Source organism: Paenibacillus alkaliterrae (assembly GCF_021532375.1).
GTDB lineage: Bacteria > Bacillota > Bacilli > Paenibacillales > Paenibacillaceae > Pristimantibacillus > Pristimantibacillus alkaliterrae.
In genome coordinates this window covers 1-21,958 of sequence record NZ_JAKGAP010000076.1, presented here as the reverse complement: position 1 = coordinate 21,958, position 21,958 = coordinate 1, and the positions used below count along the sequence as shown (strand labels likewise).

Below are 21,958 nucleotides of genomic sequence, written 5' to 3'. Positions count from 1 at the left end.
GCCAAATACACTTGATGCAGCCCTGTAAAATTGCTATCATAGCCATATTATGAATAAAGAATCGAAGGTGGTTATCCGTTATGACAAGAGCATTTAATTTTAATGCAGGACCAGCAGCAATACCGCTAGAGGTGCTTAAGCAAGCGCAGGAGCAATTCGCAGATTATAAAGGCGCGGGCATGTCCATTATGGAAATGTCCCATAGAAGCGCATTGTACGAGCAGGTGAATAACGAATCGCAAGCACTGCTTCGCGAATTGTTCGGCATTCCTGAAAATTATCATGTTTTGCTGCTGCAAGGCGGGGCCAGCACCCAATTTGCAATGCTTCCATTAAACCTGCTTCGTCCCGGCAAGCCGGGCGCTTACGTCATGACTGGAGCATGGGCCGATAAAGCGCTGAAGGAAGCGAAGCTTGTCGGTGAGACGGTTGTCGCCGCTTCTACAGAAGTCGACAAATTTATGCGTATGCCGACATTGTCGGAGATTGTCATTCCTGACAACGCTGCTTATCTGCATCTTACGTCGAATGAAACGATTGGCGGCACCCAGTTCAACGAGTTTCCGGATACAGGAAGCGTTCCTCTCGTTGCGGATATGTCGAGCGACATTTTGAGCCGTCCAATCGATGTGAGCAAATTTGGCGTCATTTATGCCGGCGCGCAAAAAAATCTCGGTCCTTCGGGCGTTACCGTTGTTATTATTCGCGATGATCTTGTCAAAGAAAGCCCAAAGACAATTCCATCGATGTTCCGGTATGAAACACACGCTAAAACGTCGTCGCTTTACAACACGCCGCCGTCCTTCTCGGTGTACATGGTAAGCTTGGTGCTTCAATGGATCAAGGGCAAGGGCGGCGTTGCTCAGATAGAGCAATACAACCGTGATAAAACAAAGCTGATCTACGATGCGATCGATCAAAGCGGCGGCTTCTACTTGGGTGCCGCTCAGCCGCAAAGCCGCTCGCTCATGAATATTACTTTCCGTATCCACAGCGAAGAGCTCGAGAAGCAATTCATTAAAGAATCCGAGCAGGAAGGCTTTGTCGGCTTGAAAGGGCATCGTGATGTAGGCGGGCTTCGCGCCTCGACCTATAATGCTGTACCGCTGGAGAGCTGCCAAGCGCTTGCAAAGTTTATGGCTGATTTCCAAAAACGGAACGGCTAATAAGAAGCAAGAGCAGCAAAAAAACCGCCCTCACCTTCTTTAGCTGAAGGGAAGGGCGGTTTTCGGTCGTTAAGCGAAGGAGCTCTCCGCTAACTGAGGGCCATGCAGCTTATAACCGACATTGCGTACGGTCATAATATATTCCGGAGTACGGGCGTTTTTCTCGATTTTATCACGCAAGTGACTGATGTGCACATCGACGATTCGCGTGTCACCAAGGAAATGGTAGTCCCAAACACCATGCAGAAGCTGCTGGCGGCTAAGGACTTTTCCTTTGTGGCGGCATAGAAATAGGAGCAGCTCGAACTCCTTTGGCGTAAGCTCAACGGGCTTGCCGTCTATAAATACCTCACGCTGCTCCACCTTTACGTTTAACCTGCCGATATCGAATACCGTTTCTTCGGTTGTTCCCGGCAACGATTGTACACGGCGGAATATGGCTTGAATGCGGGATACGAGCTCCTGCGGACTGAATGGCTTCGTCATATAATCATCTGCACCATTGTCAAGACCGGCGATTTTGTCCGTAACGTCTTGAAGCGCGGTGAGCATAACAATCGGTACTGCGTTGCTTTGTTTGCGCAGCTCGCGGCAAACTTGAATTCCGTCCATTTTGGGCAGCATGAGATCAAGAACAATCAAATCTGGACGATAAGGCTTCAGCATGTCGAATACAGCTTCGCCGTCACCTACGCATCTGACATCGTAGCCTGCAAGCTTTAAATTAAACTCAATCAACATCGAAATGGAAGGCTCGTCATCCACGACCAAAATCTTTTTTCGCATTGTTCAACTCTCCTTCATGTGTTTCCGCCTGTTATTAGCCTTATTATGAAGGAAGACCTTATGCTTAAGATTAACGGTACGTAAAATGGATGTAAAAATGTAAACGATTTTCGTGTATAATAGGCAAAATGAGAGGTGAGATAGAGAGCTATGCCATTCCATATCGTATTAGTAGAGCCGGAAATACCGGCAAACACAGGTAACATTGCGCGCACCTGCGCAGCAACGGGAACGCATTTGCATTTAGTTAGACCGCTGGGCTTCGATACGGATGACCGTACGTTAAAGCGGGCAGGCCTTGATTATTGGCATTCCGTGCATGTGGAATATCATGATTCCTTCGACGAGGTGCTCGCGTTAAATCCGCGCGGCCGTTTTTTTTATGCAAGCACCAGAGCATCAAAGGCCTATTCCGCTTTCGAGTATAAGGACGGCGATTTCTTCGTATTCGGCAAAGAAACGAAAGGGCTGCCGCAGCCTTTAATCGATGCGAACTTGGATACTTGCATTAGAATGCCTATGACAGACAAGGTTAGATCGCTTAATTTGTCCAATTCAGCAGCCATAATTGTGTATGAAGCACTTCGGCAAAATCATTTTCCAGAACTTCATTAGATTTGCAGGATCTTAAGAAATTATTCATTTAGGAAGGAAATGTACGAGAACCAGCGAAAGACTATAATGCAGGGGTTTCTCAGAATGGCTTGCGAAACCAGACACAGAAGAGGTGAAAATGATGAAACCAGCAGGTGTAGTAAGGAAAGTGGACCAACTTGGCCGTATTGTGCTTCCAAAATCGTTACGTAAACGTTATCTGATGAACGAGGGCGATCCCGTTGAAATTTTCGTCCAAGGTGACCATATTATTTTAGAGCGTTACCGTCCGAAATGCGTATTTTGCGGCTCAATGGTTGATGTTCGTGATTTCAAAGAACGTTACGTATGCGGAGTATGTTTGGAGGAAATGGCGGAACTGCAGCACTAATTTGTGCGCCAGCCCGTCGTTTTAACGAAATGAAGCTTCCCGTGGTGAGCTAATGCTCTCCTAAGGAAGCTTCATTTTGTTTGAATATAAGCTTGCAAGTACGCTGTGCTTATAGACCTTTTGTTTTGTCTTCATTGTAGGAGCTGGTAAGCATCGCCGTAATGAACAACACAAACACAGTCATGACAATAATAAAGTTCATATGCCCTGCACCTCCAATAACATTTCTTTATTATAACCAACGATCCGCAAAAAGAAAACTTTAAAAGTTGTGAACACATTGTTAACATAGAAGGTATGAGCTATGCAGTCCATTAGGCCTGCGGCAAGGGGGAGCGCAATTTATGGATTATCGTTTTTCATCAAGAGTATTCCAGCTGCAATCGTCTGCCGTTCGCGATATATTGAAGCTGACGCAGGGGAAGGATATGATTTCTTTCGCTGGAGGGCTACCGGCTGAGGAGCTGTTCCCGGTAAAGGCGTTGCGTGAAGCGGCGGACCGTGTATTTACGGCGGGACCGGGCGTTCTCCAATATGGAGTGACGGAAGGCTATATGCCGCTGCGCGAACAGCTGTGCGAACGAATGGCGGCTAAACAAATGAAGGTTCAGCCGCACCAAATGATTTTGACGACCGGCTCGCAGCAGGCGATCGATTTGCTGGTTGGCGTTCTGACGGAGCCTGGCGATGTGATTCTCGTGGAGAAGCCGACGTACCTGGCCGGTTTGCAGGTTTTTGCCCTGCACGGTCTAAAGGTGATAGCCGCAGAAAGCGATGAGCACGGCATAATACCAGAGGATGCAGAGCGTCTCATACGTGAGCATCGGCCAAAGCTGCTTTATGCAGTACCGACCTTCGGGAATCCGACGGGGCGTGTATGGAGCCTGGAACGACGCCAAAGGCTGCTAGCGCTGTGTAAGCAAAATCAGGTGCCGGTCATAGAAGACGATCCTTACGGAGATATTAAATTCGTTGATCAGGAGCAGTTTCCTACGCTGTTCTCGCTTGAAGGGCAAGCGGAGAAGGGAACTGTCTTTTATACAAGCACGTTCTCTAAAACGGTTGCCCCTGCGCTTAGAACGGGCTGGATGATCGGTGACAGCGGCGTCATTGCTATGACAGCCAAGGCTAAGCAGGCAGCCGATATTCACTCCAGTACAATGGACCAGCAAATACTCAGCCAGCTGCTGAGCGGATTTGACCTCGACGTCCATATTCGTCTAATAGCGAAATCGTATGGCGAAAGAATGAATGAAATGCATGAGCTTCTGAAGCGGCAATCGCTGCAGAATGTCACATGGGAGAAACCAAAGGGCGGAATGTTCCTGTGGCTTGAGCTGCCTGAAGGACTCGATTCCGAGGCTCTCCTTCGCTGCGCGGTTCAAAAGGGTGTGGCTTTCGTGCCCGGCAGCTCGTTCTATGCAAATCATCCAAAGCGGAATACGGCTCGTCTGAATTATACGTACAATACAGGAGCACGTACGCAGCAAGGCGTTGAGCGCTTCGTGGAAGCGATCGGAGAATTTACGGCGCGGAGCTGATCGAAGCGGCCCACTCCGCAATGACGTCGCCATATTCGATTAAAGCAGCCACGCCTTCCGGGCGCAACTTATACTTGCCGCGCTCGACGCGGTCGAACCAGCCGTAATAATTGTTGCGAAGCGTCTGGCCGCTTCGGCTATAGCCCGTGATAGCGGCCACTTCGCGGGGAGCCAGGGGGCCTGATGCTTGCAGGGCGTGCGCGCATCGCAGAGCCTTCTCGCGGTAGGCGGTAACAAGCTTGCGGCCCGTGCTGCCTCCTATATTATAGTCGCCGCTCCGTTCATTGAACTCCAAGAGCAGCTGCTCTTGCTTCCTGCGCCTAACGCCGCGCTGGGGGGGGTCTCCAGGTCCGCACAGCAGCTCGATGACCGGGGGCTTCGTTTTGTAGAACGTTACCGTCATGAAGCCAAGTCCTAGCATGCGGCAAAGCTCCGTGAGATCGCCGAACCGCTGGTTATGGGCACCGCTTTTTTTGCGGTTTCGTTCAACGGCAAGCACGACATGACTATTTAAACGCAAACGTTCAATCCCTTGCAGCAGCAAGGCGAGATTGAACGTTTTTTTCATTTCGACAATAATCGTTTCCGAGCGCTCGGGATGAACCGCGACTAAATCGCAGTGCAGCACCTCGCTTTTTACAATGAAGCCGAGCTGCTCATAGTACTTCTTTATTGGATTGTAAAGCTCTTCCTCGCGTGCAACAGCCACGTTTCCGTTCTCCTCTCCATGCGGTCTTTCCTGCCTGCATACATTCATTATAGCAAAGGAAATTGTAAGCCTGTCGTAAATTGCTGGATGATGGACAAAAATAGTGGGCAATTTCTTAGCCGAATAAGCATAGAAATGATATATCTCAATAAAAGTTGGCACCACTCGATAGAGCGTCTAGAAACCAATCCCGGGCGTAGAAAGATTAGTGGAATGCGGAAGCGATGGGAGGAGGCACGGTATGGACATTTTCAAGCGAATATCAGATTATCAGGCCGAGAGTGAGAAGCTTGCATGGACAGGGACATTCAAGGAATATATTGAGCTGCTCAGGAAGGATCCTGCCCCGGCCATGACCGCACATTCTCGCGTTTATGAAATGATCGAATCTTACGGGGTAGAAGAGGTTGGAGGTCACAGGCAGTATAAGTTCTTTAATCAGGAAATATTCGGCTTGGATCGTGCGGTCGAAAAGCTGGTTGAGGAATATTTCCACTCGGCTGCCCGCAGGCTGGACGTTCGCAAGCGGATATTGCTGCTAATGGGACCCGTCAGCGGCGGTAAATCAACCATCGTTACGATGCTTAAGAAAGGTCTCGAACGTTTCTCCAGAACCCAGAGAGGCGCTGTGTACGCGATTAAAGGCTGCCCGATGCATGAGGATCCGCTTCATCTAATCCCAAATGAGCTTCGTCCTGAGATTGAGAAGGAGCTGGGCGTTCGTATCGAAGGCAATCTATGCCCCTCCTGCCAGATGAGGCTGCAAACCGAGTATAGCGGAAATATTGAAAATGTACTTGTCGAGCGTGTGTTTATCTCGGAGGACAACCGCGTTGGTATTGGAACATTCAGTCCTTCCGATCCGAAATCGCAGGATATAGCTGATTTGACGGGCAGTATCGACTTTTCCACCATAACGGAATTTGGCTCAGAATCCGATCCGCGCGCCTACCGGTTCGACGGCGAGCTCAACAAAGCGAATCGCGGCCTAATGGAATTCCAGGAAATGCTGAAATGCGACGAGAAGTTTTTGTGGAACCTGCTCTCGCTGACCCAGGAAGGAAATTTCAAGGCCGGTCGCTTCGCGCTCATCAGCGCCGACGAGCTCATCATTGCCCATACGAACGAATCGGAGTACAAATCATTTATTAGCAACAAAAAGAACGAGGCGCTTCATTCCAGGATGATCGTCATGCCGGTTCCCTACAATTTAAAGGTGTCGGAAGAAGAAAAGATTTATTCAAAGCTCATTTCCCAAAGTGATATGAGGCATATTCATATTGCGCCGCATGCGCTGCGCGCTGCCGCTATATTCTCCATACTTACAAGGCTGAAGGAAACAAAAAAGCAGGGCATGGATTTAGTCAAAAAAATGCGCATGTACGACGGGGAAGAGGTTGAAGGCTTCAAGGAAGCGGATTTGAAGGAGATGCAAAACGAATACCTTGAGGAAGGGATGACGGGCATTGATCCGCGGTACGTCATTAATCGTATTTCCAGCGCGCTGATTAAGCAGGATACGCAGTGCATCAATGCGCTAGACGTGCTTCGCGCATTGAAGGATGGACTGGACCAGCATCCATCTATATCGAAGGAAGAGCGCGAGCGGTATTTAAACTTCATTTCCGTTGCACGCAAAGAGTACGATACGCTTGCGAAGAAGGAAATACAAAAGGCATTCGTTTACTCCTACGAGGAATCTGCCCGCACGCTGTTTGAAAATTATTTGGATAATATCGAGTCCTATTGCAATTGGGCCAAGATCAAGGATCCGTTAACCGGCGAGGAGATGGATCCAGACGAGCGGCTTATGCGTTCGATCGAGGAGCAGATTGGCGTTTCGGAGAATGCGAAGAAAGCGTTCCGGGAAGAGATCCTCATTCGGATATCCTCATATTCGCGCAAAGGGAAAAAATTCGATTTCACTAGCCACGAGCGGCTGCGTGAAGCGGTTGAAAAGAAGCTTTTCGCTGACTTGAAGGATATCGTCAAAATTACGACCTCTACGAAGACGCCGGATGAGAGTCAATTGAAACGTATTAATGAAGTCACAAAACGACTGATGGATGAGCATAGCTATTGTCCGACCTGTTCGAACGAATTGTTGCGTTATGTGGGAAGTCTGTTGAATCGTTAAGGATTGTGTGTGCGTGGCGAATGCTGCTATTGGCAGCTTCGCCACGCATATTTGCAATAAAGCAGCGATATAAGCTTTGAATGGCCGGTAGAAAAAATTCTATCGGCCTTTTTGATTAATGAATACGCAATGTTTTCCGATATAATAGATGATAGTGTTATATTTACTATACGTCGAAGGGGTCGGGCATATTGATTAAGGTTACGCCAGAACGTCAAAGGCAGCTTGAATATACGGGGATTACGGAACGGGATTTACAGCGGCTAGCTGATTGCAAATCCGTTTTTGCGAAAGTTGTAGATGAAGTGGTGGACCGGTTTTACGATAGCGTCGGCCAGCATCCGGAGCTAATTGCGATCATCGCGAGGGTAAGCAGCATTGATAGGCTGAAAGAAACGCAACGATCGTATTGGATGTCACTCACCGAAGGAATCATTGACCAATCGTATATTGAGAATCGGATAAAAATTGGGGCCGTTCATTCCCGGATCGGTTTGACGACGGACTGGTATTTGGGTACCTATATGACCTATTTGGATATTGCGATAAATGTGCTTCAAAACATAATTCCCGGGCAGTGGCAGGAAGTTGTGCATGCGTTGACGAAGATGTTTAATCTAGACTCTCAATTCGTTCTGGAAGCCTACAACCAGCATGAACAGCAAAAAATTCAAGAGCTTGCGGATACTCGCTCAGCTATGCTCTCTACCGTAACGAACGCAGTTCAAGAGCTTGCTTCGCTCATGGTCGAATTGGACGAGGGTGCGCAATCTATTGCAGCCACCGCCATTTCGACTTCGCAATCCCAGGATAAGACGGATACGTTGTTAGGAGAGCTCCGTGATGAGCTGGACGGCATCACGGAAATGGGCACGTTGATTCGCGGATTATCGGATCAAACGCATTTGCTGGGACTGAATGCAGCCATAGAAGCGGCAAGAGCCGGCGAGAACGGCCGCGGCTTCGAGGTTGTTGCGAATGAAGTGCGCAAGCTTGCCGCCTCGTCCCGGAACGCGCTTGAGGGAATCCAATCGAAGCTGGCGGAGATTGACAAGAAACTGTTTGCCGTTCGCAGCGAATCGGAGCAAACCTCCGCAGAAGCACGCAACCAAGCAGCTCGTTCGCAGGAGCTGGCTTCGTTCGTTCATATGGTAGACAAAGTTACGAAGGATTTGCAGCAATTAAACCAATCTTAGGCGATTACCGTCATAATCCGCAATATAGGACGTTCCGCATCCAGGCCATAAGATGAAGAATATAATTCTTGATCTTGAATCATAATAGCATAGTCACAAAATCCCAAACATCAGGAGGAGTTACTATGAATCAATTTCAACCGAATAATCAGATTTCCCAACAGCTGGCTCATGCCGAACAGCTCATTCAACAAATGGTGCATCAAACGCAGCAAGCATCCGGGCAGTATCAACAATTGTTGAAGCAGGAGCAAAATAATGCCGTTCTTCTAGAGCAAATCGCTCAACGCGAGCAGCAGGCTGTTCAAATCATCCAAACAGCCTTGCAAGGCCATCAAACGGCTATTCAACAACTTCAGCAAATATCCGGCATTTGCAATCAAATGGCCCACACCGCTTCTCAACAAGTTCCGGCATATATGAACATGAACAACCAAACAACGGGTTTCTCGGGTTACTCCCAGCACTAAGGTTAGGCAATTAAACATAGCCCCCATGCATTTAGCATGGGGGCTATGAACTACTGAAATATTTTTTTCAACGGCCGCTCCGCAGGCCCCTCGATAACCTCGCCGCTAACCGAGAATCTCGAGCCGTGGCAAGGACAATCCCATGTACGATCCCCGTCATTCCATTCCACTTCACAGCCCATATGGGTACAGGTTGTGTCTACGAGATATAACTGCCCTTCCTTATCCTTATAGGCTCCGACTCTGCAGCCACGGATCTTTACGACGCTTCCTTCGTCGTACGCCAAGTCATCCGGCTGCTTATGTATCATTTCAAGCTTGCCCTCAATAAGATGCTTAGCTGCGTCCGCGTTGTCTACGACTAAATTTTTTATCGTGTTCAAGGACATGGAACGGGATGGCGCATAGAGCTCCTCGTACGGATTCGGTTTTTCCATAATCAAATCTCTAATGAGCAATGCGGCCGCCGTACCATTCGTCATTCCCCATTTCCGGTAGCCGGTGCTGATGAAAATATTCGGGGAGGAGGCGGTTATTCGTCCGATGTAAGGGATTTTATCGCCCGTGACAAGATCTTGAGCTGACCATCGATAAGCTATTTCCTGCAATTGAAAATGTTCTTTGGCAAAGCGCTGCAGCTCTTCGTAATGATTAATCGTACAAACGCCTTGTCCTGTCTTGTGGCTTTGCCCGCCAATGATAATCAGCTCGTTTTGATCCTCCATCGGAGCGCAGCGAACGGATCGCTTAGGATCCTCGGCGCTTAAATACATGCCGCCAGGATATTCCACCCGGGCTCTAACCCCGAGCACATAGGAGCGATCTGCATGCATCCTCGCAAAATAAAAGCCGTGGCCATCGTAGAAGGGGAAGTGCGTGCATGAAACGACATGCTTGCACGAAATCTGGTGCCGATCGCTTGTAATCACCTTCGGCAAAGGTCCGGTCTCAACATCTACAGCGGTCGTGTTCTCGTAAATGTCACCGCCCGCATCTGCAATTTCCTTTACGAGAGCAGTCAAATAATGGAGAGGATGAAATTGAGCCTGGTTATTCATTTTAATTGCGGCTTTGGCAGGAACCTGTAACGGGATATGGTCCATATAAGAACCCGGTATGCCAAGCTTGGAATAAGCAAGCATTTCATTTTCCAATTTACTTATGTAGCTGTCCGCATTGGTGTACACATAAGCGTCTTGAACGGAGAACCCGCAATTCATATTTAAATGATCGATGGTTCGTTGAATAAAACGGAGTGCTTCGTCGCAAGCGCCGTAATAGAGCGATGCTTTATCCTTGCCTTCGCGTTTAATCAGCTCGTCGTAAATTAAATCATGCTGTGCGGTTATTTTCGCGGTCGTATGGCCCGTTGTGCCGTTCAGGAGCTTGCCTGCTTCCAAAAGAACGACTTTGAGTCCCGCTTGTGCGAGCAAATAAGCCGTTGTTATGCCGGATATGCCCCCGCCAACGACTGCAACATCGGCATCCCTATTATTCTCGAGCTTGGGAAAAGAGGGGAGGCTGGCCGTTGAATCGGTCCAATAAGACTCCGGAAAACGGGGCAAGGAATTTGAATGCGTCATGAATGGCCTCCTTCTAGAAATGCTGCTTCTTTAATTTGTTCGAAATAAGAAAATATATTCGAAAAAATGACATTCAAGGTAGTATATTTGCGATTCTCTCGAACATAAATTTGTAGGTATGGGGTACTTTTTTTGAGGAGGGGTAAGGTTATGGAGGAGCAAGCGTTGTTTGAACACCGGTTTTGGCTGCAAATATTAGGGGATCATTCCAGGTTTATTTATAATACATTATCGCCAAAGGAGACCCAGGATACCGAGGCGGCATCGCAATTCATAAGTCACTTTGACCATTTACTTAATATGTCGCGTATGCATGATGCTTCCGTAAGATTATCTGAATTGAACAAACTGGCTTTCGAGGCAACGGAGAAGCTGCGAACATTTAAGCTGAATCTGTTGGATCGGCTGCTGCTTGGGAAAGTAACGATCGGCTTGACGCCGACCTTCATTAACCACATGGTGAACGAGTTGGAAGAATACTTGAAGATCCTTCATGCTTTACTGGATGGCAAACCGGTTCCGCAGTTCCCGTCACTGCATCACGACTTGCTGTGGCTGCCGGATGCGGCTGGGCATGCCGCTTCCATAGCGATGGATTTGGATGCCGTCGAGCAGCGGATGATTAAGAAAAGCGAGAAATTTGAAAAGCATTTTAATGCCTTTTATTTGAAAGCGATTGAGCTGACAGGCTATTTCAGAACGATGCGGGAGCATTATCCGGCGTTAGCAAGATTTCATACAGATGTAAACGTCGAAATGGCCGTGTTCATGGCATTCTTGAAAGAGCTCGAAGAGCTGGATTTAAGCGCGGAGCTGTTAAGCCGATTAAATCCGCTTGTGCCAGACCATATGTACCGGGAGGAATGCTATTACTTGTTAAAGTTATCCCAAAGCGGTGCGATTGTCTCTCCAAAATGCGATCCTGCTAAGCCTAGACTGGAATAAGCGTCTTACATTAGGAATTTTATAGGGGAGAGTGGATCGGAATATTCATTAAGAGAACCCCCCTGTTTGTAACAGGGGGGTACTTATGTGCGCCTATACCTCGATAATGATTGGAAGTATCATGGGTCTTCTCTTGGTCCGGGCATATAGAAATTTGCCGGTCGATTCTTTGATTCTATGCTTCAAAATATTCCAATTCGTAAGGCTGCCGTTTTCCTGCAGATCTTCGATCGTATGACGTACTAAACGATTGACTTCTCCTAAGAGGACCTCTGATTCCCTCACATAAACAAAACCGCGGGAGACGATATCGGGCCCGGTAAGGATCGTTCCATCTGTAAGAGACATGGTAATAACGATAATAATGATTCCATCCTCGGCTAGATGTCTGCGGTCACGCAATACGACGCTTCCTACATCGCCGATTCCCCAGCCGTCTACTAAAGTATTGCCTGCGTCTACCTTTCTGCTTTGGCTGGCAACCTGGCCGTGAATATCAACGACATCCCCGTTATTAACGATAAATATATGGTCAGGATTTACCCCTACGGATTCGGCTAATAACCGGTGTTTCACTAACATCCTGTATTCTCCGTGAATAGGGATAAAGTATTTCGGCTTCATTAAAGTTAACATGAGTTTAAGCTCTTCTTGACTGGCATGCCCGGATACATGCATTCCCGTTTCCGTGCCTGATCCGTAAATCACGTTTGCCCCCAGCAGATACAAATGATCGATTGTTTTTGCCACATTTCGTTCATTGCCCGGAATAGGCGTTGCTGCAAAAATGACTGTATCCCCAGGTAAAATTTGAATTTGCCGATAACTTGAGCTTGCAAGTCGGGACAATGCCGCCATAGGCTCCCCCTGACTTCCGGTACATAAAACGGCAACCTTGTCCCGCGACAATTCGTTGGCTTCTTGAGCTTCGATAAGCATGCCCTCGGGCATCCTTAGATGACCTAGCTGTATGGCTACCGAGACGACATTCACCATGCTTCTTCCAAGCAAAAGCAGCTTTCGGTTTGTCGCGATAGACGCATCGATCACCTGCTGCAAACGATGTACATTGGATGCAAAGGTGGAAATAAATACGCGATTCTGTGCTTTTTTGAATGCCTCTTCAATATGCCCGCCAACAAGGCGTTCAGATGGCGTGAAGCCCGGACGTTCCGCATTCGTGCTTTCGGATAACAATGCCAAGACTCCATTTTCGCCTATGCTTGCCATTTTATGAATATCTGGATAAGCGTTATTTACGGGAGTTAAGTCAAATTTGAAATCCCCCGTATGTACTACAGTACCTTCGGGGGTATGGAGTACGACAGCTAGGCAATCCGGAATACTGTGATTCGTTTTGAAAAAACCAATCTTTAACTTACCAAGCTCAAGATGTGAATCCGAATCGATCTGATTGAGTTTAGATTGTTTTATTAGTCCGTTTTCCGTTAATTTCCCTTTTATTAGGCCTAAAGTAAGACTTGATCCATAAATAGGGATATTCAAACGTTTTATGATGTGAGGTATACCGCCAATATGATCTTCATGCCCGTGAGTGACAATCAAAGCGCGTACTTTTTCGCTGTTATCCAGCAAGTAGGAAATGTCCGGAATAATTAAATCAATTCCTAATAAGCTTTCATCCGGAAATTTAGAGCCGCAGTCGATTACAACGATATCTTCGGCATATTGGATTACATACATGTTTTTACCGATTTCATGTACCCCGCCTAATGCGAATATCGATAGGCCATTTGTTTGAGAAGTTTCATGAACAGCCTCCACTATTCCGTCGCCTCCTGCTCTTTTAGGCATATTGAAAAACTAAACACCCTGAGGTTGAACAGGGTGTTTAGTCTTTGCTATCTCGCTAGCTTATCGTTTTTCCGTAAGGATGGGTCTAAGCGCGGTCGCGTTCACGATCGCGGTTTCTCATGCCAGCCAAGCCGATTAGACCTAGTAGACCCAACCAACCCCAGTCGATGCCACCGCGATCAGCTGCGGTGGTTGCCCGGAAGTTGTTTGCATTCATGTTAGTGCGATTGTTTGTCCGACCATCGATGTGATCGAAGTCGGTTCCGAGTGCGCGATTGGTTTCGGTAATGCCGCGATTGACGTCATTTCGCATTTCGGCGCCCGGAGTGTTGTTGCGATTCATGTTATCGGCGAAAGCAGGAATCGCGGAGAACAACATCATGCATGCAACTAAGCTGAACAACATTAAAGCCTTCTTCATTTTCTTACCCCACTTCATTTAGATTGGAATACGGGCTTATATTCTGTCATTTTGTAATCATTTATTCATCTTTCGCATCCGCCAAAAAAGTCCAAATCGTTTATCTAAATTAAGCACTGCTTTTATCGGGATCTTCCACTTTGATTAATTTTTGCAATATCTTCCCTATGCAAATGCCCGCGAAAAAAGACAACAACGGCAACCAAACAGGTCCCAAAAGAAATCCGGCAATTCGGACATCGGTTGAATAAATGACCCCAATCGTTCCAAAAAATGCCGCAATAACGAATGGTAAAAAGCTAAGAGGAGGAGTACCCCCTCCCGCGTCCTTGTATGCGTCCCAGATTGCAAACATGTATACGCACGGGTAAAACATAAGCCATTCAAAATCGGTTGTCTGAATCGCCTTTTCAACGTCGCCGCGGAAGCTGTGAATGATCACTTCGTTCATACTCGAACGAATGTTGATTAAAAATTCAAGCACAAGGAGTACGATGCCTTTGAAATATTTTCTATTTAAAAACTGTCCGAAGCCAGGAAATGCAACACACCATAGCAGCCTTTCGAGTTCTCTGTTTTTCATCCATACTCAGACGCTGGACAATTCTTTTCGATTATCCGCTTGAGGCGGTTCTTCCAGCCATCCATTATCAATCTTCAGGTTTGCGACTAATCATGCTTTCTTTTTCCACAGACCCACAGTCCTTTCATCATTTCCGGCATTATCCGTAGCCTTCTCTGGTGATTTGACAATTATGCATGAGAAGATATAAAAGGAGCATGATTCCATAAACAGGAATCACGCTCCTAAATTTACTGTATATAGATAAACTAAATGAACTTCCGGCTCGTCTTCTTCCCATCGCAGCTGAACACGATCTTCTTATCTTCAACTATCGTTTCTAGATGCACGTTCTTACCCCATAGCTGCACGACGTGAGGAAGAGTGCGTTCCACGTACTTAAGATCCAGCTCCATCCCTTCGTACTCGTGGATGAGATAAAGCTCGCCAACGCGGTTAAAATCGCCATCCTTGACCAAGAGGCTTGGAAAGCCGCCGTTGACCTTGGAGTATACAAGCTGATCTCTAATATTTTCCCATGATTTATCGGTAATTTTCCATTCCGGGCCTTTCTTCTCAAAAATGTACAGATCTAGATCGTTCACCAATTCCTTCGTTAAATAATTGCGAAGGAAGGAAGTATCGGAATCAAGCTCCCGCACCTCATAAATCTTTTCCCGTCCTTTTCCCGGCACCCGCCCGAAGCGTGCTTGCTCCTCCTTGGTCGGATTATCCCATCGACGCTCTATGTCTTCGAATATTTTCAGCCCCAAATAGTAAGGATTCAATGTATGTCTGGATGGCACGACGACGGAGGAATTCAGCTTGGCAAATTCGATCGTCTCATCGCTGGTGAGGTCCAACTCGCGAATTATTCGCTGATGCCAGTAAGAGGCCCAGCCTTCGTTCATAATTTTCGTTTCAATCTGAGGCCAGAAATAGAGCATCTCATCGCGGAGCATCGATAAGATATCCCGCTGCCAATCCTCTAATATCGGTGAATACTCTTCAATGAACCATACGATGTCCTTTTCCGGACGAGGAGGGAAGCGCTTAGCATCCGCGGCCTTCGCCGCGGCGTCTGCGTCAGCATTAGTATCGATCTCGAGATTCCATAAATCATCATAGGGTGAGTGGCCCGACATCCCTGCGGACCGGTCATTATCTTTTTTGGCCATTTCAATGTAACGCTTCTTATCCAACTGATACGGCTTAATGAGCGTAGGGTCGACATGCTCCTGGATGGCAAGAATGGCATCGATAAATTTCTCAACGGCTTCCGTTCCGTGATCCATTTCATATTGATGGACGCGGTCGGCGGTGGCGGACATACTCTCGACCATATTGCGATTCGTGACACCGAAGCGGGCATTGTTTTTGAAAAAATCACAGTGGGCCAGGACGTGAGCGACAATTAGTTTGTTTTGAATGAGGGAGTTGCCTTCCAGAAGAAAGGCATAACACGGATTGGAATTAATGACTAGCTCGTAAATTTTACTTAGACCAAAGTCATATTGGAGTTTCATTTTATTGAAGGTTTTTCCAAAACTCCAATGACTAAATCTCGTCGGCATACCGTACGCGCCAAATGTATAAATAATATCGGCAGGACAGATCTCATAACGCATCGGATAAAAATCTAAACCAAAACTGCTGGCAATTTCGGTAATTTCATCAATGGAGCGTTCTAATGCACGCATGTCATCAGAGTTCACAATTCATCCCTCCGCATTCGAAAATACGATTCATACCATATGTATGATGAGGTGGCCAAGGTTATGACGATAATACTTTTCTCCCTGAAAAAGCGGTATTTTTAACGCAGCATTCAGCTTCAGCTAGGCTGGATTTCATTGAACTCCAGTAAACTACAGCTACTTAAAGCGCGATTCAAGGAGGTTCCAAAATGAACAAGAACAAAATTATTGCCACCATGGCCGCTATCGCAGTTATGTTGGGTGGAGGGCTCTACTGGGCAGTAGGAGAATTAACCGGTAACCAAGTGGAAATTGAGAGTGTAATCAAGCAGACTCCTGCGGAATTGAACGGAGCCGGCGCAGAACTCCTGGGAACCGAAGGTGCGGAAGAAATGGCTGAACCCGATAGAGTATGGAACATTCAGCCGGAGTCGAAGGTGTATTTTTCAGTGACAACCTCAAGAGAGACCGTGAATTATCAAATGGATCAGGTTACAGGCTTTTGGAGCATTAATACGAGGGATCCTTCGCAAACAAAGGCCGAAGGAACGGTTGACCTCTTGAGCATGGACTCGGGTAATGCGCAGAGAGACAAGCATATATCGGAGGCTCAATATATGGATATTGAACAATATCCGACCGCTAATTTTAAAGCTTCCTCCTTTGAAGGATTACCAGGCGATTGGATAAGCGGCGACGTGTATGACGTGAAGATTACGGGCGATTTGACGGTAAAGGGGATAACGAGGAAGGTTGATTTTAACGGCCAAACAACCTATGATCAGGGCGCTCTCAAACTTGAAGCGAACACTGTTGTTACCTTTGCCGATTTTGGGATGAACAATCCGCATACGATAGTGATGGATATGGAAAATAACCTAACTATCGAGCTAAGATTGATATTGGATAAATAGACGCGCCCAATAACAAGCCGGCACATCATCAGCTCGTGCACTTACTCGAGAGGGAGCAGGTTTTCTCAAGGGTTCTTTTCATTTTGCTTAATTTCGTACATGGCATGATCGGCGTCGCTGATGAGCTCCTTCAGGCTGGTGCCCCAGCCATGGGAAGCGCTGATGCCGAGGCTTGCCGAAATATGAATCTCCTTGCCATCAATAATAAACGGTTGTTTTATTGCATTTTTTATCTTATCGACAACGAAGGCCGTATCTTGATTTTCTACCAAATGCTGAAAGCAGATGATGAATTCGTCTCCGCCATATCGTACAATTATATCTGTTTTGCGGACGCTTTGCCTCAGCCTAGCGGCAATTTCCAGCAGAAGATGATCTCCGAAGTCGTGACCGAACGTATCGTTAACCTCTTTGAAATCGTCGATGTCTATAAACATCACGCTATATCGCTTGTCCGATCCGCCTGTATAAAGATGCGACAAATATCTTCGATTGAATAATCCGGTTAAGCTATCGGTTACGCTCGAGTTCTCAAGCTCTATGATATAAACAAGGAAATGCGCCATAGACTCGAGGAAAGCAATCTGCCTCTCTTTCAACCTAATGGGCTCCCGGTTCAGCGCGCAAATCGTTCCGTACGATTGATCGTCAGCTGTCCTCAAGGCGATACCGACAAATGAGCATGCTCCAAGCTGCTTCGTGATCGGTAAATCAGCCGTTCTCTCATATTCCAGCGTGTTAGGGATAACCAGCAAGGTACCCGGCTGCTCTGCTGCGAGACTCGAATAGCTTTGAAGCAATGGCAGGCGCGTGCAATTGTTGATCACAACTTCATGACGGTTAAATGCTTGTATCACCCGGTTTGCATATCCATTGTCAGCTGTTATAAACAACGTGTTTACTTGAAGAAAATGCTTCAAGGTGTCTATGATCTGTTCGGCTGCATCTTCTAGTGAGCGAATCCGGCTGCTCATGATCTCAACTCCTGCCGTAGTGTTGAAACAGTAGAATTACATTATAGTTCCATAGTAGTCGAAACAGAGAACTAACTCAAGGGAGAACTCATATATTACTGGGAAATTTGAACTATTTTTAATAGAACTAACAAACGATTGCCTCGACAAAATAAAAGAAATCGATTCAAATCATTGAATTAATGAAAACACTAATTCAAATGCAGTGAAATTAATGCTTGAATTAATTGCGAACCTGTAGTTAAATGAAACTAAGAACTTTTATTAATGCTTAACCAACTAATTAATGAATTTATTAATTCTAAGATGGGGTGTATGAACATGGCAAACAAAGCATCAATGATTGTGGATAAGGATTTTCAAATAGGAGAAGTTGATAAACGGATATACGGCTCTTTTATTGAGCATCTGGGGCGTGCCGTTTATGGAGGAATATACGAGGCGGATCATCCGGAAGCAGACGAGAAGGGGTTTCGTTCCGACGTACTTGAGCTTGTTAAGGGTCTTGACGTACCAATCGTCCGGTATCCGGGGGGGAATTTTGTATCCGGTTATAATTGGGAGGATGGCGTCGGTCCTGTAGACAAGCGCCCTAGAAGGCTTGAGCTTGCATGGAGAACGATCGAGCCGAACTGGATCGGCTTCAATGAATTTATGGACTGGTGTAAGAAAGCCAATACGGAAGCAATGATGGCGGTAAACCTCGGGACAAGGGGCATTGACGAGGCGCGTAATCTGATCGAGTACTCGAACCAAGCATCCGGCTCCTATTGGAGCGATCTGCGGATTGAGCACGGTTATAAGGATCCGCACAATGTGAAAACATGGTGTCTTGGCAATGAAATGGATGGTCCTTGGCAGATTGGTCACAAAACGGCGGTTGAATACGGGCGGCTGGCGAATGAGACAGGAAAAGCTATGCGCTGGGTTGACCCTTCGATCGAGCTTGTTGCTTGCGGAAGCTCGAACATCGGCATGCCGACATTCCCGGAATGGGAGTCGACCGTGCTTGATCTAACCTACAATACGGTTGATTATATATCGATTCATCAATATTATGGCAACTCGCAAAACGACACGATGAATTTTCTTGCGCAATCCATGGGCATGGACTCTTATATTAATACCGTTATTTCGACTTGCGATTACATTCAAGCGAAAAAACGCGGAAAGAAAAAAATTAATCTGTCCTTCGATGAGTGGAACGTTTGGTTCCATTCGCATGCTCAGGATAAAGAGCTGGAGCCTTGGACTATCGCTCCTCCTCAGCTAGAAGATGTATACAACCAGGAGGATGCGCTCGTTGTCGGCTGTATGCTTATTAGTATGCTGAAGCGTGCCGACCGCGTAAAAATGGCTTGTATCGCGCAGCTTGTTAACGTTATCGCTCCGATCATGACTCAAAACGGCGGTCCTGCTTGGAAGCAAACGATTTATTACCCTTACATGCACGCTAGCTTGTTCGGACGCGGAACGGTGCTGGTACCGCTTGTGAAATCGCCTAAATATGATACAAAGGAATTTACAGATGTACCTTATTTGGAAACGGTAGCCGTACACAATGAAGAGAAGGAAGAAGTAACGATCTTCGCGGTTAACCGCAACATTGAAGAAGCGTTAGCTTTTGAAATCGATCTCCGCAGCTTTGGCGAATTCCGTATTATCGAGCACATCGTGCTTGAGCATGAGGATCTAAAAATGACGAATACAGCAGATGCGCCTAACCGCGTGAAGCCGCATACATCTGGAAACGCGACAATCGGCGATAGCGGAAAAATTCAAGCTACGCTTGGAAAAGCATCGTGGAACGTTATCCGGATTAGTCTTTGATGTACTAGCTGAACTAATTATTATCGGACAGGGTGTCCAAAAGCCGCAATTGCGGCTTTTGAGATGCCCTTCTCTTGTTATAATATAAGGAGAGGGGGAACAAACATGATACATGCGAATACAGATGAAACGTGGCTGCCTCTATATGAAGCGCTGGCAAGTCCGGTTCGGTTATCGATTATTAATTTGTTAGCTGCCGACATGATGAATGTAAAGGAGCTGGCCGAGTCGATCGGGTTAAGCAGCGCGATCGTTACGATGCATATCCGCAAGCTGGAGAAGGCGGGACTCGTCCAAACGAAAATGGTTCGCAAGCAAGGGGGCACTCATAAAATTTGCTCGTTAGCGGAACGTTCCATTTCTATAGAGCTGCCGCATATGCTGGATGTGAAGAAGGTGCATGAGGTTAGCGTGCCTGTGGGACATTTTACGGAATTCGAGGTATTTCCTACATGCGGAATTGCCACGGCCGAGAAAATGATCGGACAATTTGATGACCCTCGTTTCTTCTTGGAGCCTGAGCGGATGAATGCGGGTATTTTGTGGTTTGGCAAAGGCTATGTTGAGTACAAGGTTCCGAATTACTTGCTGTCTGGCCAGCGTCCCCTTGCGCTGGAAATTACGATGGAGCTGGGATCGGAAGCGCCGGGCGTGAATGAGAATTGGCCGTCGGACATTGATTTTTCGCTGAATGGAATGGATATCGGCATGTGGACGAGCCCGGGAGACTACGGAGAGGTCAGAGGCAGATTTTCGCCGGCTTGGTGGCAGGACCGGATTAATCAATATGGCTTGCTGAAGGTTATTCGCATTCAAGAGGACGGGACCTTTATCGACGGTCAACAAATGTCAGTCGTCGGAATCGGTGAGATCGGTCTCGATCGCAACTTCTGGAGCTTCCGTATCGGGGTGAAAGAGAATGCTGTTCATGTCGGCGGACTAACCTTATATGGCAAAGGCTTCGGCAATTACAATCATGATATTATTTTTCGGGTTTTTTACGAGGATGTGCGCAGCACATAAGAAAGCATGGCTCTAACTATTATTTGTTCATCATATATGCCAATCCCCATACAAGCAGATATAATGGGTAGGAAGGCTATATCGGCCAGGATGATTTATCAATTGTTCTCAAATGGGGCGGCGTACTGATTGCTTGCTCGATCCTGGCATTCGCAGTGGGCATATTCAGCTCCTTCATATGGGTGCTGGGGAAGGGTGAGCGATTATTTCGTTCAGTACAGCAGCAGCTCGATCGGGTAAACGGTGTCATGCAGCAAAATTTGATCGGAATGAGAATGATTAGAGTATTCGTGCGTATGAAGCATGAAACAAGACGGTTCGGGTTCTCAAGCGAGCAGCTAATGGACCGGACGGTTGCGGCGCTTCGACTGACAGAGGCGACGATGCCGAGATGCGATTACGGTCGGTGTTATCGTCATTTTCGCGGAATATTCCAGACAGTTTACGAGACCGTTAAATGATTTGGCGAATCAGTGGAATACGCTGCTTTCGGCGGTGGCAGGCGCGGAGCGGGTGTTCGACGTACTGGACGAAGAGGAGGAGCGTACGGATGAGGCGGATGCCCGTGAGCTGGAACAGGTGGATGGAACCGTCGAATTCAAGGGTGTATCCTTTGCCTATGAGGGACGCGATTCTACAATAAGCGATGTCAGTTTTGTCGTCAATGCCGGGGAAACCCTTGCGCTCATACACCTTTAATAAGTAATTACATTTGCAACTATTTTTATGATGGGGGGCGAATAACAGATAGTGAATATCTATTAAACTTCTATAATCTCTATAAAAAATGTTCTAATGTTATAGAGGTGATGGAATGAAACTATACGGAATTGGTGATTTTGCCAAGATGGTCGGAGTCACCCAACAAACATTAAGGAACTGGGACAAGCTAGGAAAACTGAAGCCTCATCATGTCAGCGATAGTGGATACAGGTATTACTCCCAGACACAGCTAAACGAGCTTCTGCGCAAGAAAGAACCAGCTCAAAGAATGATCGTGGGTTATGCCCGCGTATCCAGTCCAAAACAGAAAGATGATCTTGAGCGACAGATTGAAAACATCAAAATGTACATGCTTGCCAAAGGATACTCTTTTGAGATGATTTCCGATATTGGCAGCGGCATTGAATATCCGTACCAATCATATTCACCAAGCGACTAGCGCAATCGCGAAAACCAAGCCGAGCGCCGTTGTGATGGAAGG

At 46.9% G+C, this 21,958-nt stretch carries 21 protein-coding genes and 1 pseudogene; 14 read left to right on the top strand and 8 right to left on the bottom strand.

Annotation, left to right across the window (positions count from 1 at the left end; all coding sequences use genetic code 11):
• Positions 1-80: 80 nt before the first annotated feature.
• Positions 81-1,166: a 3-phosphoserine/phosphohydroxythreonine transaminase gene (serC, locus tag L1N85_RS22870; protein ID WP_235241362.1), complete on the top strand. Its 1,086-nt coding sequence runs from the start codon at positions 81-83 to the stop codon at positions 1,164-1,166.
• A gap of 69 nt (positions 1,167-1,235) precedes the next feature.
• On the opposite strand, the gene L1N85_RS22865 is transcribed toward serC, so the two are convergent.
• The gene (locus tag L1N85_RS22865) at positions 1,236-1,952 is read right to left on the bottom strand and encodes a response regulator transcription factor (RefSeq protein ID WP_235241361.1); all 717 of its coding nucleotides are present in this window, start codon (positions 1,950-1,952) and stop codon (positions 1,236-1,238) included.
• 150 nt (positions 1,953-2,102) lie between these two features.
• Between L1N85_RS22865 and trmL the strand changes: the two genes are divergently transcribed.
• From trmL to L1N85_RS22850, 3 genes are all read left to right on the top strand, one after another.
• The gene (trmL, locus tag L1N85_RS22860) at positions 2,103-2,567 is read left to right on the top strand and encodes a tRNA (uridine(34)/cytosine(34)/5-carboxymethylaminomethyluridine(34)-2'-O)-methyltransferase TrmL (RefSeq protein ID WP_235241360.1); all 465 of its coding nucleotides are present in this window, start codon (positions 2,103-2,105) and stop codon (positions 2,565-2,567) included.
• A 121-nt stretch (positions 2,568-2,688) separates the two neighbouring features.
• Positions 2,689-2,937: an AbrB/MazE/SpoVT family DNA-binding domain-containing protein gene (locus L1N85_RS22855; RefSeq protein ID WP_235241368.1), complete on the top strand. Its 249-nt coding sequence runs from the start codon at positions 2,689-2,691 to the stop codon at positions 2,935-2,937.
• A 344-nt stretch (positions 2,938-3,281) separates the two neighbouring features.
• Positions 3,282-4,478 carry an aminotransferase-like domain-containing protein gene (locus L1N85_RS22850; protein WP_235241359.1) on the top strand — a complete coding sequence of 399 codons (1,197 nt, stop codon included), beginning with the start codon at positions 3,282-3,284 and terminating at the stop codon, positions 4,476-4,478.
• On the opposite strand, the gene L1N85_RS22845 is transcribed toward L1N85_RS22850, so the two are convergent.
• Positions 4,462-5,187 carry a DUF2161 family putative PD-(D/E)XK-type phosphodiesterase gene (locus L1N85_RS22845; protein ID WP_235241358.1) on the bottom strand — a complete coding sequence of 242 codons (726 nt, stop codon included), beginning with the start codon at positions 5,185-5,187 and terminating at the stop codon, positions 4,462-4,464. The two genes, L1N85_RS22850 and L1N85_RS22845, sit on opposite strands and share 17 nt — an antisense overlap.
• A 241-nt stretch (positions 5,188-5,428) precedes the next feature.
• Here L1N85_RS22845 and L1N85_RS22840 point away from each other — a divergent pair, with 241 nt between their 5' ends.
• From L1N85_RS22840 to L1N85_RS22830, 3 genes are all read left to right on the top strand, one after another.
• Positions 5,429-7,324, top strand: a complete 1,896-nt coding sequence (locus L1N85_RS22840) for a PrkA family serine protein kinase (RefSeq protein WP_235241357.1) — start codon at positions 5,429-5,431, stop codon at positions 7,322-7,324.
• A gap of 191 nt (positions 7,325-7,515) precedes the next feature.
• Positions 7,516-8,520 (top strand): globin-coupled sensor protein, encoded by a 1,005-nt coding sequence (locus L1N85_RS22835; RefSeq protein ID WP_235241356.1) that lies wholly within the window; start codon positions 7,516-7,518, stop codon positions 8,518-8,520.
• Between the two features lie 125 nt (positions 8,521-8,645).
• A complete protein-coding gene (locus L1N85_RS22830; RefSeq protein ID WP_235241355.1) occupies positions 8,646-8,990 on the top strand; it encodes an AMP-dependent synthetase and ligase in 345 nt (114 codons plus the stop codon).
• Positions 8,991-9,040: 50 nt separating this feature from the next.
• Here the strand turns inward: L1N85_RS22830 and L1N85_RS22825 are convergent, their stop codons facing one another.
• Positions 9,041-10,573 carry an FAD-dependent oxidoreductase gene (locus L1N85_RS22825; RefSeq protein ID WP_235241354.1) on the bottom strand — a complete coding sequence of 511 codons (1,533 nt, stop codon included), beginning with the start codon at positions 10,571-10,573 and terminating at the stop codon, positions 9,041-9,043.
• Positions 10,574-10,723: 150 nt separating this feature from the next.
• Here L1N85_RS22825 and L1N85_RS22820 point away from each other — a divergent pair, with 150 nt between their 5' ends.
• Positions 10,724-11,518 (top strand): DUF2935 domain-containing protein, encoded by a 795-nt coding sequence (locus L1N85_RS22820; protein ID WP_235241353.1) that lies wholly within the window; start codon positions 10,724-10,726, stop codon positions 11,516-11,518.
• Between the two features lie 93 nt (positions 11,519-11,611).
• Here L1N85_RS22820 and L1N85_RS22815 read toward each other — a convergent pair whose 3' ends face one another.
• From L1N85_RS22815 to L1N85_RS22800, 4 genes are all read right to left on the bottom strand, one after another.
• Positions 11,612-13,303, bottom strand: a complete 1,692-nt coding sequence (locus tag L1N85_RS22815) for a ribonuclease J (protein ID WP_235241352.1) — start codon at positions 13,301-13,303, stop codon at positions 11,612-11,614.
• A gap of 115 nt (positions 13,304-13,418) precedes the next feature.
• A complete protein-coding gene (locus L1N85_RS22810; protein ID WP_235241351.1) occupies positions 13,419-13,754 on the bottom strand; it encodes a WGxxGxxG family protein in 336 nt (111 codons plus the stop codon).
• Between the two features lie 109 nt (positions 13,755-13,863).
• Positions 13,864-14,337 carry a hypothetical protein gene (locus tag L1N85_RS22805; protein ID WP_235241350.1) on the bottom strand — a complete coding sequence of 158 codons (474 nt, stop codon included), beginning with the start codon at positions 14,335-14,337 and terminating at the stop codon, positions 13,864-13,866.
• Between the two features lie 248 nt (positions 14,338-14,585).
• Positions 14,586-16,016: a SpoVR family protein gene (locus tag L1N85_RS22800; protein WP_268818437.1), complete on the bottom strand. Its 1,431-nt coding sequence runs from the start codon at positions 16,014-16,016 to the stop codon at positions 14,586-14,588.
• A 206-nt stretch (positions 16,017-16,222) separates the two neighbouring features.
• On the opposite strand from L1N85_RS22800, the gene L1N85_RS22795 reads away from it, so the two are divergent.
• On the top strand, positions 16,223-16,927 hold the full coding sequence (locus tag L1N85_RS22795) for a YceI family protein (RefSeq protein ID WP_235241348.1): 705 nt from the start codon (positions 16,223-16,225) through the stop codon (positions 16,925-16,927).
• Positions 16,928-16,992: 65 nt separating this feature from the next.
• Here the strand turns inward: L1N85_RS22795 and L1N85_RS22790 are convergent, their stop codons facing one another.
• On the bottom strand, positions 16,993-17,901 hold the full coding sequence (locus tag L1N85_RS22790; RefSeq protein WP_235241347.1) for a sensor domain-containing diguanylate cyclase: 909 nt from the start codon (positions 17,899-17,901) through the stop codon (positions 16,993-16,995).
• A gap of 321 nt (positions 17,902-18,222) precedes the next feature.
• Here L1N85_RS22790 and arfA point away from each other — a divergent pair, with 321 nt between their 5' ends.
• The 5 genes and pseudogenes from arfA to L1N85_RS22765 form a co-directional block, all read left to right on the top strand.
• Positions 18,223-19,731, top strand: a complete 1,509-nt coding sequence (gene arfA / locus L1N85_RS22785; protein WP_235241346.1) for an arabinosylfuranosidase ArfA — start codon at positions 18,223-18,225, stop codon at positions 19,729-19,731.
• Positions 19,732-19,836: 105 nt separating this feature from the next.
• Positions 19,837-20,754 carry an ArsR/SmtB family transcription factor gene (locus L1N85_RS22780; protein ID WP_235241345.1) on the top strand — a complete coding sequence of 306 codons (918 nt, stop codon included), beginning with the start codon at positions 19,837-19,839 and terminating at the stop codon, positions 20,752-20,754.
• A gap of 80 nt (positions 20,755-20,834) precedes the next feature.
• On the top strand, positions 20,835-21,215 hold the full coding sequence (locus L1N85_RS22775) for an ABC transporter transmembrane domain-containing protein (protein ID WP_328285268.1): 381 nt from the start codon (positions 20,835-20,837) through the stop codon (positions 21,213-21,215).
• A gap of 1 nt (position 21,216) precedes the next feature.
• Positions 21,217-21,453 (top strand): hypothetical protein, encoded by a 237-nt coding sequence (locus L1N85_RS22770; protein WP_328285267.1) that lies wholly within the window; start codon positions 21,217-21,219, stop codon positions 21,451-21,453.
• A gap of 115 nt (positions 21,454-21,568) precedes the next feature.
• Positions 21,569-21,886, top strand: a pseudogene (locus tag L1N85_RS22765) (MerR family DNA-binding transcriptional regulator); the annotation flags it as partial.
• Positions 21,887-21,958: the final 72 nt, after the last annotated feature.